The 15,374-nt window shown below is 40.4% G+C and carries 9 protein-coding genes and 2 rRNA genes (1 of these 11 running past the window's edge); 8 read left to right on the top strand and 3 right to left on the bottom strand.

What is annotated here, in order from left to right; translation table 11 throughout:
• Positions 1-90 precede the first annotated feature (90 nt).
• Together IGK91_RS10935 and IGK91_RS10930 are read right to left on the bottom strand one after the other, a co-directional pair.
• A complete protein-coding gene (locus tag IGK91_RS10935; protein WP_071859334.1) occupies positions 91-2,295 on the bottom strand; it encodes a GH92 family glycosyl hydrolase in 2,205 nt (734 codons plus the stop codon).
• Positions 2,243-3,289, bottom strand: coding sequence for a GntR family transcriptional regulator (locus tag IGK91_RS10930; protein ID WP_010737057.1), 1,047 nt, complete (start codon positions 3,287-3,289; stop codon positions 2,243-2,245). The genes IGK91_RS10935 and IGK91_RS10930 overlap by 53 nt, the downstream gene beginning before the upstream one ends.
• Before the next feature lie 154 nt (positions 3,290-3,443).
• Between IGK91_RS10930 and IGK91_RS10925 the strand changes: the two genes are divergently transcribed.
• The 3 genes from IGK91_RS10925 to IGK91_RS10915 are packed head-to-tail and all read left to right on the top strand — an operon-like array spanning position 3,444 to position 8,301.
• A complete protein-coding gene (locus IGK91_RS10925; protein ID WP_010737058.1) occupies positions 3,444-4,745 on the top strand; it encodes a glycoside hydrolase family 125 protein in 1,302 nt (433 codons plus the stop codon).
• A 10-nt stretch (positions 4,746-4,755) separates the two neighbouring features.
• Entirely contained in the window at positions 4,756-7,437 is a 2,682-nt protein-coding gene (locus IGK91_RS10920; protein ID WP_010737059.1) for an alpha-mannosidase, read from the top strand.
• A gap of 3 nt (positions 7,438-7,440) precedes the next feature.
• Positions 7,441-8,301 (top strand): ROK family protein, encoded by an 861-nt coding sequence (locus IGK91_RS10915; RefSeq protein WP_034700407.1) that lies wholly within the window; start codon positions 7,441-7,443, stop codon positions 8,299-8,301.
• Between the two features lie 102 nt (positions 8,302-8,403).
• Here IGK91_RS10915 and IGK91_RS10910 read toward each other — a convergent pair whose 3' ends face one another.
• On the bottom strand, positions 8,404-9,258 hold the full coding sequence (locus IGK91_RS10910) for an RluA family pseudouridine synthase (RefSeq protein ID WP_010737061.1): 855 nt from the start codon (positions 9,256-9,258) through the stop codon (positions 8,404-8,406).
• A 207-nt stretch (positions 9,259-9,465) separates the two neighbouring features.
• Here IGK91_RS10910 and IGK91_RS10905 point away from each other — a divergent pair, with 207 nt between their 5' ends.
• From IGK91_RS10905 to IGK91_RS10885, 5 genes are all read left to right on the top strand, one after another.
• Positions 9,466-11,637: a PBP1A family penicillin-binding protein gene (locus IGK91_RS10905; RefSeq protein WP_081123626.1), complete on the top strand. Its 2,172-nt coding sequence runs from the start codon at positions 9,466-9,468 to the stop codon at positions 11,635-11,637.
• A 65-nt stretch (positions 11,638-11,702) separates the two neighbouring features.
• Positions 11,703-12,044 carry a YlbF family regulator gene (locus IGK91_RS10900; RefSeq protein WP_010720913.1) on the top strand — a complete coding sequence of 114 codons (342 nt, stop codon included), beginning with the start codon at positions 11,703-11,705 and terminating at the stop codon, positions 12,042-12,044.
• A gap of 246 nt (positions 12,045-12,290) precedes the next feature.
• Positions 12,291-12,503, top strand: coding sequence for a hypothetical protein (locus IGK91_RS10895; protein WP_010720912.1), 213 nt, complete (start codon positions 12,291-12,293; stop codon positions 12,501-12,503).
• 638 nt (positions 12,504-13,141) lie between these two features.
• Positions 13,142-14,701, top strand: a 16S ribosomal RNA gene (locus IGK91_RS10890).
• A gap of 232 nt (positions 14,702-14,933) precedes the next feature.
• Positions 14,934-15,374: ribosomal RNA gene (locus IGK91_RS10885) — 23S ribosomal RNA — on the top strand (it continues 2,473 nt past the right edge of the window).
• Together the 16S and 23S rRNA genes form the textbook arrangement of a ribosomal RNA operon.

The following is a 15,374-nucleotide window of genomic DNA, read 5'->3' as shown; positions in this document are numbered from 1 at the left end:
CATTCTAAATCTATCAAAACACCTTCTTTGAGACTAAGAAATTCAAAGAAGGTGTTTTGTCTTATAGAATAACCAAATAAGTCAGCTTGTTTATTTGGTCAAAGAAAAAGGGAAGTCTTCAGCGTCGTGTTTTGTAGGATTAGGAACAATCCCCAACTGATAAGCAATCGTGCCACCAGTCAACAAGTCTTCATGTGTAAAGAAGAGTTTGCGATAGCTAGTTTCATTTCTTGTGATCTCATGGATAAATTGTTGTTGTGGGTGATTAGGGCTTGTTTCGATTGTTAAATGTTCACCATTAGACAACGTAAGCACAGCTTTGTCGATTAAAGGCATCCCGATGACATATTCACCTGTTCCTGGCGTGACAGGATAAAAGCCTAAACTATTAAAGATATACCAACCTGCCATGCTCCCATTGTCTTCATCTCCTGGATAACCGGTCGGGGTATCATCAAATGTTTGTGTCAGCAATTGTTTGATCAATGGTTGTGCCATTTCGGGTTTACCAATATAACTGAATAAATAAGGATAGTGGAAGCTTGGTTGATTGGAGATGGCAACTTGTCCAAACTCGATCGCTGCCATTTCACTCATTTCATGGATCTCAAAACCATAACCGCCAACTTCAAAAGTCGGTGCTTGGTTACATAATTCAATCAGTTTTTCTTCAAATTGATCTGGTCCACCGTGAGCATTGATCAAACCAGCAAAATCATGGTAAACAGCAAAACTACTTTGCCAAGCGCTACCTTCTGCATAATCCTGACCCCAACGTGTGGAAGAAAACGGAGTACGGAATCTTCCTTCGGGATCTTTGGAACGCATGAAGCCAGTTTCCGGATCAAAGACATTTTGATAATTGAAAGATTGCTTTTGATAGTGTTGTGCGGTTGCTGCTTCATTCAAACCGGTGGCTACTTGGCTGATACAAAAGTCACTATAAGCGTAATCAAGGGTGTGGTTGATTGATTCGTGGTAAGTATTTGGTACATAACCATATTTTAGATAATCAGTCGTTCCTTGACGTCCGTAATTTTGTTTTTCACTTTGGATCGTAGCACCTTTTTTCATTGCTTTGAGAAATTCAGCCATTAAATCTTTACGGATTCCCTTAACCGAGGCATCAGCGATCACTGCATCAATCAATGTTCCTGGCATGAGTCCACGCTCATCTGGCGAAAGCCATTTTGGTAAAAAGCCAGTTTCACGATAGCTGTTCAAAAAGCCTTCAAGCATCTCTTCATATTTTTCGACAGCAATCAAAGAGTAAAGTGGATACACTGTTTTATAAGTATCCCAAAAACCATTATTGGTATAAAGTACACCTGGTTTTACACTTCGACTAGTGGTATCATAATGGATTTTTTGTCCGGTCGAGTCGATTTCATAGAACGTTTGTGGGAATAAAAATACACGGTAGAGATTGTGGTAAAACGTCCGTAACTGTTGCGGATCATGATGCTCGACTTTGATTCGGTCAAAATAGTTTTGCCATTGTTGTGAACTATTCAGCAAATAGTCATCAGGTGTTTGATGTAACTCTTGTTCTAGATTAAATAAAGCTTGTTCAGAACTGATGAAGGAAGTACCGAAACGAATGACTTGTTTTTTTACGTCGCCAAAATAAATCGGAATCGACCCAGCGTCATCGGCTGCTAACTGTGACAATTCCTTTGATTGGATTGGCTGTTCAAAATGTAAGACAAAATAGAACGTAAAATCAGGATCTTCGGCGCCTGCAAAATGAGTGACTTGTCCTTCAATCGTATAGGGATCTTTTAGAACTAATTGATGTTTACCAGGAAACGACAAAAGTAAACCGCTCTCATTTTTGTAGTAATCAATGGTTAGGACACCACCGTACATGCTAGGGATCAACGTGGAGCGAATACCATCACGTAATTGGTTGATCGTTAAATGAGTTGGACAGAATGTGCTTTCTTCTGGACGATACGAACTTTGTGCATGGAACAGGGTATTTTCAGGTAATAACCCATTGATCGGAGTGAAGACAAAATAGCTGAAGTCACCCATCCATGGACTTGGCTGATGAGTCAAACGGTAGCCTTGGAAGGTGTGATCGTCAGGATGGAACCACCAGCTACCTTTTTGATCAGTTGTCTGTGGGGCAAAGTAATTCATCCCAAAAGGAACACCAGTATAAGGCTGGCAGTTCCCATTTGAGAAGTTCGCTTGATTGGCTGTACCGTGACGAGTATCAATATGTTGAATGTTCATGTTAAATCTCCTTTGTTGAGTGTCGTTTAATAAATGAGACTGGTTGGCTCGTATCTTCGGGAATGTTATTTGTTTTGAGCCAAGTGATCAAAGCATTTCCTGCAAGTTCCCCTAGTTGGTGGAAATCTTGAGCAATCGTTGTTAATGGTGGATCAACTAAAGCGGCTGCTTGGATATCATCGAATCCAACGATCGAAAAATCATCTGGGATACGATAGCCTTGTTGTTTTAAATGATTCATCGTTTGAATAGCTACCAGATCGTTTTCGCAGACAAACGCAGTGACCTGATGTTCATTGATGTAGGTCAGTAACGTTTCAATCGTAGTGCCTTTTGCATCTAAAGTTGTATGAAACGGCAAATTGGCTTTGTCCAAAGCTTCCAGGTAACCCAAGTATCGTTGTCGGACAGATTGTGGATGCGCCTGTTCACCAAAAAGATAGGCAATCTTTTTATGCCCTTTTGAAATCAAATGAGCCGTAGCCAAAGAACCACCTTGGAAATTATCTGAAAGGACAGTTGGAAAAGGAAGTTCATAGATTTTTTTATCTAAAACAACAACTGGGAATTGTTTCAATGATAATTCAAAGAGCAGATCCAGATGTTGATCGGTCGCAAACGCATAATAAATCATTCCGTCAAATTCTTGCATGATTTCCTTCGCCGTTTTGTTTGCAAGAAAATCAACAGTCGTCATCATGACTTCTAACTGATTTTCTTGCATCACTGGATTTAGTCCTTTTGTAAAATCTCCGACAGAAAGGTCAGATAAAAAGGGAAGTAGGAACAGGATGCGACTATTTTTAATCACATCGTTTCTATTAAGATCACTAGTCGTTGCTTTGACAAAACTGCCTTTTCCTCTGACACGATAAATCAGACCTAATTGTTCTAATTCAGTTAATGCACGTTTAGAAGTGATTCGACTCACTTGATACTTGGCGGACAATTCCTTTTCGGTAGGTACCTGGCTGTCAACAGGTAACGATCCATCAGCAATTGCTTGTTGTAAGTCATGAAAGATTTGTTGGTATAGTGGTTGATTCATAAAAGCACCTTCTTATAAGATATATCATATAAAGATCATAGCATAAAACCACTAAAAGTAAATAAGAAAAATCTCATTTTGAAAGCGTAGACAATTGCAAAGCGACGAGGTATAATCCTCTTATGATATATCAATAAAGAAAAGGGGAAAATAAATGGCATATAAAGATATACCAAAGTCAGTTCAACAGTTTATGGATGAAATTACTGCAAAATGTGGGGAAGAGCATGCAGATTGGGCAACGAATTTCTCTGCTGCCTTTGCTAATACATTGTTAACGACAGTCAAAAGACATGAAGACGGGACGACTTTCTTATTAACTGGTGATATTCCAGCGATGTGGTTGCGTGACTCCACCGCTCAAGTCCGTCCATATTTAGTCATTGCAAAAGAAGATGAAGACTTAGCTTCGATGATTAGTGGGCTTGTCAAAAAACAATTTGAATATATCAACATCGATCCATATGCAAACGCATTCAATGAAGAAGCAAATGGAGCGGGGCATCAAAGTGACCATACTGAAATGAATGATTGGATCTGGGAGCGTAAATATGAAATCGATTCCTTATGTTATCCTATCCAATTAGCTTACTTATTATATAAGAACACTGGTCGAACGGACCAATTGAATGATTCGTTTGTTGAAGGAATCAAAAAAGCCTTACATGTCTTCAAAACCGAACAAGATCACAATCAATCTCCTTATACTTTCGAAAGAGATACGACGAGGAAAGAAGATACCTTAGTCAACGACGGGCGTGGAAGTACAGTTGCACCAACTGGAATGACTTGGTCTGGTTTTCGTCCAAGCGATGATGCGTGTCAATATGGCTACCTCGTTCCTTCAAATATGTTTGCTGTAGTAGTGCTGGGTTATATTGAAGAAATCTTTACGAACATTCTCACGGAAGAAACAAGTAGTAAAGCAATCCTTGAAGAAGCCAAACGTTTAAAAGAAGATATCCAAAAAGGAATCGAAGACCATGCGTTGACTAAAAACCAACAAGGAGAAACCATCTATGCTTATGAAGTTGATGGATTAGGAAACGCTTCTATTATGGATGACAGTAATGTACCTAATTTGATTGCTGCTCCGTATTTAGGTTACTGTTCTACCACAGATGAACAATATTTGGCAACGAGAAAAACGTTACTAAGTAAAGAGAACCCTTACTTCTATGAAGGGAAATATGCAAAAGGGATCGGATCATCTCACACTCCAGAAAATTACATCTGGCCGATTGCATTAGCGATGGAAGGGATGACCACTGAAGATAAAGAAGAGAAAAAGCGGATTTTAGATTTATTAGTTGCGACAGATGCTGGTACACATTTGATGCACGAGGGGTTTGATGTCGATGATCCAAACAACTACACCAGAGAATGGTTCTCTTGGGCGAACATGATGTTTTGTGAATTAGTGATGGATTACTTTGATATTCGAGTAGCGAAATAGGAGGAATAAAATGAAAAAGAAAGTATATATCATTTCACACAGTCATTGGGATCGTGAATGGTACATGGCTTATGAACAGCATCATATGCGTTTAGTCGAATTGATGGATGATCTTTTGGAATTATTTGAAACCGATCCAGATTTCAATAGTTTCCATTTAGATGGACAAACGATTATCTTAGATGATTATTTACAAGTACGTCCAGAAAAGAAAGAAGCGGTGCAACGAGCAATTGATGCGGGTAAATTAAGGATCGGTCCTTTTTATATTTTACAAGATGATTTCTTGATCAGTTCAGAAGCGAATGTCCGTAATATGTTGATTGGAATGGAAGAAAGTAAGAAGTGGGGAACGCCTGTGATGCTCGGTTATTTCCCGGATACTTTTGGAAATATGGGGCAAACACCACAAATGATGAAACAAGCAGGACTTTCAGCTGCTGCTTTTGGACGAGGCGTAAAACCAATTGGCTTTGATAATCAAGTCTTGGAAGCAGAAAATTATTCTTCTCAATATTCTGAAATGTGGTGGAAAGGACCAGATAGCACAGAAATCTTTGGGTTACTGTTTGCCAATTGGTACAGTAATGGAAATGAGATCCCGGCTGAAAAAGAGAAAGCAAGAGCCTTTTGGGACCAAAAGCTGGCAGATGCAGAGCAATACGCATCAACCGATCATCTGTTGATGATGAATGGAGTGGATCATCAACCGGTTCAAAAGGATGTAACAGCAGCAATCAAATTAGCGAATGAATTATATCCAGAGTATGAATTTATCCATTCCAATTTTGTCGATTATCTTGCAGCGGTGCAAAAGGACTTGCCAGAAGAACTTGGTTCCGTTGAGGGAGAGTTGACCAGTCAGGAAACAGATGGCTGGTATACGTTAGCGAATACTGCTTCAGCACGTGTCTATTTAAAACAATGGAATACTAAAGTTCAAAGACAAATTGAAAATATTGCTGAGCCATTAGCAACGATGGCGTATGAAGTTACTGGTAAATACCCCCATGATCAATTAGATTATGCGTGGAAAACGTTGATGCAAAATCATCCACATGACAGTATTTGCGGGTGTTCGGTTGATTCTGTCCATCGAGAAATGATGACACGTTTTGAAAAAGCAGATGAAGTAGGGAAGTATTTAGCAGAAGAAGCGATCAAACAACTTGCCCAAGCGATCGACACTAGCAGCTTACCAGCAAAAAGCTATCCTTTCTTAGTTATGAACACGGCTGGATCAGCAAAGACTGGTGAAGCAGAAATAACGATTGAGTTAGAAAGAAAATGTTTTGCAGAAGGAATACCTGAGAAATTATATGAAGAATTAGAAAAGCAACCACCAAAAAGCTATCATGTAGAAACATCCAATGGTGAAGAAGTCCCTGCATCACTATCAGAAACATTTGTGACGTTTGATTATGATCTGCCAAAAGATCGGTTTAGGATTCCTTACATGGCGAGAAAAATCACGGTCACTTTACCAGTGAGCGAAATGCCAGCTTTTTCTTGGAACACGTATGTATTAATAGAAGGAAAAGCTAAAGAAGAAAAAGAGACGATGATCCAAAACGATGGACGAGTATTAGAAAATCAACAAGTTCGGCTAGAGATCAAATCGAATGGCACCTTGACGTTGAAAGACAAATCAACGGGCAAACAACTAGATGAATTATTGACATTCGAAGATGTTGGGGATATTGGAAATGAATATATCTTCAAACAGCCTGAAAATGACCAACCTATTTTATCAAAGGAAATTGATCAAAGTACCGTAGAAGTCGTAACTGATACGAGTGAATTAGCACAAGTAAAAGTTACCCAGGAATTATTGATCCCAGTAGCTGCGGATGAACGTTTAGCAAAAGAACAACAGATGGTCATTGAGTTTCGTCACCGTAAAGCAGGTCGTTCAAAAGAAAAGCGTGTGTTAGAAGTAACAACTGTTATCACTTTAAGAAAAGACAGCAAAAAAATCGACTTTGAAACAAAAGTGAATAATCAAATGGATGATCATCGCTTACGTGTGTTGTTCCCAACAAAGTTACATGTGAAACAACATCAAGCTGATAGTATTTTTGAAGTGGTTACCCGTCCCAATGATGTATCAAGTAGTTGGGAAAATCCAACAAATCCACAGCATCAACAGGCGTTCGTTCATTTAGAAGGAAACGATTATGGCGTAACAGTTGGCAATTATGGATTAAATGAATATGAAGTGATCGATGACAGTGTGATTGCGGTGACTTTACTACGTTGTGTAGGGGAATTAGGAGATTGGGGATATTTTCCAACACCAGAAGCCCAATGTCATGGGGTACATTGCTTTAACTACAGTATCGAAGTGCATCAGCCAGAAGAAAAATTTGCTAGTTACCATCATGCTTATAGCGCACAGATTCCTTTTTCTACCACGCAAATGGCGATTCAAACAGGAACCTTGCCAGCTGAAAACAGCTATTTAACTTGCGAAGGGGAAACGTTTGCAATTACTGCTTTGAAACGAAGTAAATTTAGTGATAAAGTAGTGGTGCGTGGGTTTAATCTGTCCGGTCTTGATTCACCATTACAAATCACTAAAAATGGGAAACAAGGGGAATTATTGAATCTGCTAGAAGAAACAGTTGAGCAAACGATTGCTCCGACCGTTAGACCTTATGAAATTCGGACAATCGGATTCGAGGAGGAATAAGCAATGTATGGTGGAATAGAAGCAGGGGGAACAAAATTCATCTGTGCCGTTTCAAATGAAGGCGTTATCGTAGAAAGAGTAAGTATTCCTACAACTACACCTGAAGAAACACTAAAGCAAGTATTTGATTTTTTTGATCAATATGAACTAGAGGCGTTAGGGATCGGTTCGTTTGGTCCGATCGGTATTGATAAAAATGCCGATAATTATGGGTATGTTTTGGCAACACCTAAACCTGGATGGGGAAACTACAATTTTTTAGGCAGCATCCAAGAACGTTACGGGATTCCGATGGCTTGGACGACAGATGTGAATGCAGCAGCTTACGGCGAATTGCTAAAAGGAGCCGCACAAGGGAAAAAGAGTTGTATTTATTTGACTGTCGGTACAGGGATCGGTGCCGGTGTGGTCCTTGAAGGAGATATTTTTTCTGGACTTGCCCACCCAGAAATGGGGCATATATGGGTAAAACGTCATCCAGAGGATACCTATGAAGGAACATGTCCTTACCACAAAGATTGTTTGGAGGGGTTAGCGGCTGGACCTTCAATTGAGGCACGAACTGGAATCAAAGGCCAAGAACTTCCTCAAGATCATCCAATATGGGACATCCAAGCCTATTATATTGCTCAAGCATTGATCAATTATACGTTGACGTTAGCTCCTGAAAAAATCATTTTAGGTGGCGGAGTGATGAATCAAGACCATTTGTTGCATAAAATTCGACAACAATTCGTTGAGTTAATGGGTGGGTACATGGAAACGCCACAAGTAGATGAGTACATTGTACGCTGGGGTCTGCCGAATGAGAGTGGAATTATTGGCAGCTTGCTTTTAGCAGAAAAAGAACATGGTAAGCAATAAGGTGTATATATTCTATATATAGTAATAAAAAACGGCTAGAGGTGTATCCCTAGCCGTTTTTTGATTGTGATCAGTAGTGGATCGCTCCTCACAATAGTGTCTTTACCATAAACCAGGGAGGGCTTTTGCTACAATGGTTTCTTGCGTGAAAGGATGAGACATGTGTAATTCTAACGCATGGAGCATGAGACGGTTCGCAGGCCGTGTTTGGTAAAGTGGATCCCCGACGATGGGATGACCAATGTGAGAGAGATGGACCCTGATTTGATGGGTACGTCCGGTTTCCAAGACACAGTAAACCTGAGTCTGACCATTCAATACTTGATCAACGGAAACATGTGTGAGAGCCGTTTGACCTTTATAAGGATCTACCACCCGTTTTCTGCGATCGTGCCGATCACGACCGATTTTATCTTTTAAAATCAAATCCTCTTTGATTGTTCCCCAGACAAGTGCTTGGTATCGTCGATAAATCTTCTTTTGTTCCAACATTCTGCCTAGGATAGGTAAAACAAAGGGATTTTTAGCAAATAAAATTGCACCACTTGTTTCTTTGTCCAATCGATGCACGACATAAGGGCGTTGCTCTTTTTTCTTTAAATACGCAGCTAAGTGATTCAATAAAGTATCATTTTCGGTTGGTTCATTCGGATGAGTTTTCATGCCGGCGGGTTTATTGACAATGAGTAAATGATCGTCTTCATATAATGGTTGGACAAAGGAAGCTTTACCCAATTGGACTTCTTGGTATTGATAATCAGTTTCTTCAAAACGTAACGTAATATGATCACCAGCGTGGACTTCAAAATGAAACAAGGCAGGTTCTTGATTGATCCACACATTTTTTCTTATACGTAAAAAGTGGCGGACTTTTCTTGGAACGAGCCATTCTTGTTCTAATAATTCTCGAATGGTGGTTGTTGGCTGAGTGTCAGGTAACGTGATCGTGATTTCCATAAAAATACTCCTTTTAGCAAAAATGCAGCTCTATTGTACCATTTTTAAAACTTATTTAAGAAAAAAGTGACTAATTTCTGATACTTCTTATGCTAAACTATCGTCAAAACTTAAAAAAACAGTTTGCCTACATCTCAAGCAGGAAGAATGAAGAACGTACCTGTGGTAGAATAAGGCGATTCAATCAAATAGACAGGAGAAGAATAAATGGATTTTCAAAGCATTTTAAGTAAAATAAAAGCTGCTTTGATCAGTTTTTGGCATTGGATTAAACCTTATTTAGGGCGATTCCATCGATGGCGAAAACGTATATGGAAAAAGTATCATATCAATAAACTGATCCTATTGATTGGCTTGATCTGTGTATTGATCGTCAGTATCTATCTTTTTATTTTAGCAAAACAGGCAAATGTCTCCACATTAAAATCGGGGCTAAGTCAGTCTACCGTTATCTATGATAAAAAGAATGAAGAAGCAGGCACCCTTTATGCTCAAAAAGGGACTTATGTGGAATTGAATGCAATCTCTCCAGATATCCAAAATGCGGTTATCTCAACTGAAGATCGCAATTTTTATCAGCATCATGGATTTGATATCAAAGGGATCGCTCGGGCAGCAGTTCGGATGGTCCTTTCAGGTGGCACTTCTGGTGGAGGTGGGAGTACAATTACCCAACAATTAGCTAAAAATGCTTATTTGACACTTGATCAAACTTTTGACCGTAAAGCAAAAGAATTATTTTTAGCCATTGAAATTGAAAAGAAATACAGCAAAGAAGAGATTTTGACCATGTATCTCAACAATGCTTATTTTGGAAATGGGGTATGGGGCGTACAAGATGCTTCAAGGAAATACTTTGGGGTAGATGCTAATCAGGTTAATTTAGCAGAAGCGGCAACGTTAGCTGGGATGCTTAAAGGTCCGGGTATCTATAATCCGATCGATCATCCAGAAAATGCAAACAATCGAAAAAACACCGTATTGAGTGTCATGGAAGAAAACGGCAAGATCACGAAACAACAATACCAAACGGAAAGCAAAGTGGATATCAAACAATACGTGAAAGATACGTATGATAATTCGGAATCAGGCTATCGCTATCCTTATTACTTTGATGCCGTGATTGATGAAGCAGTCAATGATTATGGTTTAGATGAAGAAGATGTGATGAACAAAGGATACAAAATCTATACATCACTTGATCAAAATTATCAAAAACAATTAGAAACAACGTATCAAAACAATGCACTATTTCCGGCAAATGCTGCGGATGGGGCGATGGTTCAATCCGCATCAGTCGCATTAGATCCTAAAACTGGTGGAGTTGAGGCGCTGGTAGGGCGACGTGGGGAACATGTTTTCCGAGGATTTAGTTTTGCAACACAAATGAAACGTTCTCCTGGCTCAACGATCAAACCATTGAGTGTGTATGCACCAGCGTTAGAAGCGGGATACACCCCAGCAAGTATTTTGAAAGATGAACCATTATCTTATTATAAAGCTCATAATTACGACGGAACGTACCGTGGTGAAGTACCGATGTATCAGGCGGTTGCTGAAAGTTTGAATCTTCCTGCTGTATGGTTGCTTCATGAAATCGGTCTTCAAAAAGGTTATGATAAAGCAGAAGAATTTGGATTGCCTCTATCGAAATCAGATAAGTATTATGGTTTAGCATTAGGTGGTTTAGCTAAGGGAGTTTCGCCGTTAACGATGGCTGGAGCTTACAGTGCATTTGCTAACGCTGGTAAAATGTACAAACCACATCTGATTACTAAAATCGTGGATTCAACGGGTGCAGTAATTGTTGATAAGACCAATGAAAAACCTAAACAAGTCATTTCAGAAGAAACAGCTAATCAAATGACTTCAATGCTGCTTGGGACTTTTTCTAATGGGACGGCCGTTGCAGCTAAACCGGCTGGTTACACAGTCGCAGGGAAAACAGGAACGACTGAAACCAATTTTGATCCTACCAAAGCTAACGATCAATGGATTGTTGGCTATACACCTAATGTCGTGATTTCAACTTGGATGGGATATGAAGAGTCTAGTGAATTGCATTATTTAGCAGGAACAAGTGGGAATGTGGTTGGTAAAGTCTTCAAATCGGCCGCAGAAGGCATTCTTCCTTATACCGAGCAAAAGCCTTTCCCAGTAGCAGATGCATATGCGACTGGCGGAAAAGTAGTCCCTGCTGATCAAGTCAATAATAATACGCAAACCAATGAGAACTCAGAACAATGGAAAGAAAATCTGAATAAATACGGGGAACAAGCTAAAGATGGGCTGAAAAATATCGGTGATATGGTAAAAGAAGGCGTAAGAGGTTTAGGTGAAGCTGCGAAAGATCTCTGGCGGAAATATCAAGGACAGTAATCCTATGAAAAACGATAAACAAATGGTACAATAAAACTAAACGATCTATAGAAAAGAGGCTAACTATGTCAAATATTTATGATAGCGCAAATCAAATCGAACGCGAGATTCGCGAATTGCAAGAATTCAAAGCTTTAGAAGAAGCCTATGCAAAAGTTAAAGCAAATGAAGAAGCACATCGTCTATTCAAAGATTTCCAAGCGATGCAAATCGAATTGCAAGAAAAACAAATGAGCGGGCAAGAATTTAGCGATGAAGATGCAATGAAAGCGCAAGAAATGGCAATGAAAATTCAATCAGAAGAAGTGATCAATGATTTGATGCAAAAAGAACAACAATTTAGCACGATCATCAATGACTTGAATCGCATCATCATGACACCAGTTAGAGATTTATACAGCGAATAATTAACGTTGTAGAAAATAATTTAGCCAGAACAAGCAAAAGCAACGTAAAACAAAATTGTTTTGCGTTGCTTTTTTAGTATGAAGAAATCAGACGGGGATAACTCATAGAAAATTAGCTTATTTTTCATTGTTTAATAAATAATTATTGTTAACCTAGCTATAATAGCTGATTTTGTCTATTATAGAAGCGTAGAAATGTCTATTCAAGTAGTGAATTTCTCTCATATAAAGCAAGGAGGTGGAGCGATGAAACACAAAAAATTTTCTTGGAAAGATTTTTGGGAAATCAGTGGCTCGTATCTTTTCACGATTATTTTGCTACCCGCATTTTATTCTTTAACTACAAATCAGCCATTAACAAATGTTTTTAGCGACCAATATCTGATCGATATTCTTCTCTTGTTTCTTTTTGTGATCTTGCCATTAGCTATTTATAAAGGTGTGCGGTATCGAAAGTAAGATATGAGAGATATTTGATGATTGAGCATGAAAATAGCTAGCCATTGCAGTAATCGTCTGAAGTACCGATGAGTCTAAATAAGAAGATAGGCAACTAAAGTAGGTTAGACCAATAGAGAGAAATAAAGTAAGGTGCTGCTAAAATTAATTTTTAGCTTGACCATTCTTTTTTTTAATGGTAAAGTAATTGACGTTGCTGAAAAAGAGAAAAAGATCGTGAAATTTATTTAGAAAAATTCATTGACATTTACTTTTTAAGGTGATAAGATAACTGAGTCGTAAAAAAACGACAGCTTACGAAGCTTGATTCTATCGAAAAAAACTTCAAAAAAGTTGTTGACAAATAACAAACGACGAGTTATGATAAATGAGTTGCTGAAACACTTCTAAAAAACGAAGTCAAAAAAACTTTTAAAAAAAGAGTTGACAAACAAACGTCGCTCTGATATGATATAAAAGTTGCTACGGCAATCTCAAATGATTAGCTTTTAATCAAGTAGACCTTTGAAAACTGAACAAAGCAAAGACAAACCAAATGTGTAGGGCGTCTTGATTGATTCAAGACAACAAACATTTTTAACAAGCAAGCAATATGCTAGCAAACAATTGAGCTTAACAATCGCAAGATTGTTCGAACTTTTTATGAGAGTTTGATCCTGGCTCAGGACGAACGCTGGCGGCGTGCCTAATACATGCAAGTCGAACGCTTCTTTTTCCACCGGAGCTTGCTCCACCGGAAAAAGAGGAGTGGCGAACGGGTGAGTAACACGTGGGTAACCTGCCCATCAGAAGGGGATAACACTTGGAAACAGGTGCTAATACCGTATAACAATCGAAACCGCATGGTTTTGATTTGAAAGGCGCTTTCGGGTGTCGCTGATGGATGGACCCGCGGTGCATTAGCTAGTTGGTGAGGTAACGGCTCACCAAGGCGACGATGCATAGCCGACCTGAGAGGGTGATCGGCCACATTGGGACTGAGACACGGCCCAAACTCCTACGGGAGGCAGCAGTAGGGAATCTTCGGCAATGGACGAAAGTCTGACCGAGCAACGCCGCGTGAGTGAAGAAGGTTTTCGGATCGTAAAACTCTGTTGTTAGAGAAGAACAAGGATGAGAGTAACTGTTCATCCCTTGACGGTATCTAACCAGAAAGCCACGGCTAACTACGTGCCAGCAGCCGCGGTAATACGTAGGTGGCAAGCGTTGTCCGGATTTATTGGGCGTAAAGCGAGCGCAGGCGGTTTCTTAAGTCTGATGTGAAAGCCCCCGGCTCAACCGGGGAGGGTCATTGGAAACTGGGAGACTTGAGTGCAGAAGAGGAGAGTGGAATTCCATGTGTAGCGGTGAAATGCGTAGATATATGGAGGAACACCAGTGGCGAAGGCGGCTCTCTGGTCTGTAACTGACGCTGAGGCTCGAAAGCGTGGGGAGCAAACAGGATTAGATACCCTGGTAGTCCACGCCGTAAACGATGAGTGCTAAGTGTTGGAGGGTTTCCGCCCTTCAGTGCTGCAGCTAACGCATTAAGCACTCCGCCTGGGGAGTACGACCGCAAGGTTGAAACTCAAAGGAATTGACGGGGGCCCGCACAAGCGGTGGAGCATGTGGTTTAATTCGAAGCAACGCGAAGAACCTTACCAGGTCTTGACATCCTTTGACCACTCTAGAGATAGAGCTTCCCCTTCGGGGGCAAAGTGACAGGTGGTGCATGGTTGTCGTCAGCTCGTGTCGTGAGATGTTGGGTTAAGTCCCGCAACGAGCGCAACCCTTATTGTTAGTTGCCATCATTTAGTTGGGCACTCTAGCAAGACTGCCGGTGACAAACCGGAGGAAGGTGGGGATGACGTCAAATCATCATGCCCCTTATGACCTGGGCTACACACGTGCTACAATGGGAAGTACAACGAGTCGCAAAGTCGCGAGGCTAAGCTAATCTCTTAAAGCTTCTCTCAGTTCGGATTGTAGGCTGCAACTCGCCTACATGAAGCCGGAATCGCTAGTAATCGCGGATCAGCACGCCGCGGTGAATACGTTCCCGGGCCTTGTACACACCGCCCGTCACACCACGAGAGTTTGTAACACCCGAAGTCGGTGAGGTAACCTTTTGGAGCCAGCCGCCTAAGGTGGGATAGATGATTGGGGTGAAGTCGTAACAAGGTAGCCGTATCGGAAGGTGCGGCTGGATCACCTCCTTTCTAAGGAATATTACGGAGACTACACTGTTTGTTTTTCACTTTGTTCAGTTTTGAGAGGTTTACTCTCAAAGATATATTTTTGTTCATTGAAAACTGGATATTTGAAGTAAATTAGTAATACAAACCGAGAACACCGCGTTGAATGAGTTTTTTAATAAGTTCAATTGCTTATTTTCTTGATCGGACTTCTATCGCTAGAAGAAAGATCAAAACCCAACCGCAAGGTTGATAAGGTTAAGTGAATAAGGGCGCACGGTGGATGCCTTGGCACTAGGAGCCGATGAAGGACGGGACTAACACCGATATGCTTTGGGGAGCTGTACGTAAGCTATGATCCAGAGATTTCCGAATGGGGGAACCCAGCATCTTTTATAGGATGTTACGTTTGCGTGAATACATAGCGCATTCGAGGTAGACGCAGAGAACTGAAACATCTAAGTACCTGCAGGAAGAGAAAGAAAATTCGATTCCCTGAGTAGCGGCGAGCGAAACGGGAAAAGCCCAAACCAATGAGCTTGCTCATTGGGGTTGTAGGACTCCAATATGGTAGTTCTTTCAGATAGTCGAATGACTTGGAAAAGTCAGTCAAAGAGGGTAAAAACCCCGTAGATGAAATTTGGAAGGCACCTAGGAGGATCCTGAGTACGGCGGAACACGAGGAATTCCGTCGGAA

The sequence above is a fragment of the Enterococcus sp. DIV1208 genome (assembly GCF_050530455.1).
Classification (GTDB): domain Bacteria; phylum Bacillota; class Bacilli; order Lactobacillales; family Enterococcaceae; genus Enterococcus_B; species Enterococcus_B hirae.
This window is presented reverse-complemented; position numbering and strand designations above follow the sequence as displayed.

What these genes read in the sequence shown, in the direction of transcription:
- IGK91_RS10895 (WP_010720912.1), top strand. Translation starts at nt 12,291, where the DNA reads ATGAAACACAAAAAATTTTCTTGGAAAGATTTTTGGGAAATCAGTGGC.
- IGK91_RS10915 (WP_034700407.1), top strand. Translation starts at nt 7,441, where the DNA reads ATGTATGGTGGAATAGAAGCAGGGGGAACAAAATTCATCTGTGCCGTT.
- IGK91_RS10910 (WP_010737061.1), bottom strand. Translation starts at nt 9,258, where the DNA reads ATGGAAATCACGATCACGTTACCTGACACTCAGCCAACAACCACCATT.
- IGK91_RS10920 (WP_010737059.1), top strand. Translation starts at nt 4,756, where the DNA reads ATGAAAAAGAAAGTATATATCATTTCACACAGTCATTGGGATCGTGAA.
- IGK91_RS10905 (WP_081123626.1), top strand. Translation starts at nt 9,466, where the DNA reads ATGGATTTTCAAAGCATTTTAAGTAAAATAAAAGCTGCTTTGATCAGT.
- IGK91_RS10930 (WP_010737057.1), bottom strand. Translation starts at nt 3,289, where the DNA reads ATGAATCAACCACTATACCAACAAATCTTTCATGACTTACAACAAGCA.
- IGK91_RS10925 (WP_010737058.1), top strand. Translation starts at nt 3,444, where the DNA reads ATGGCATATAAAGATATACCAAAGTCAGTTCAACAGTTTATGGATGAA.
- IGK91_RS10900 (WP_010720913.1), top strand. Translation starts at nt 11,703, where the DNA reads ATGTCAAATATTTATGATAGCGCAAATCAAATCGAACGCGAGATTCGC.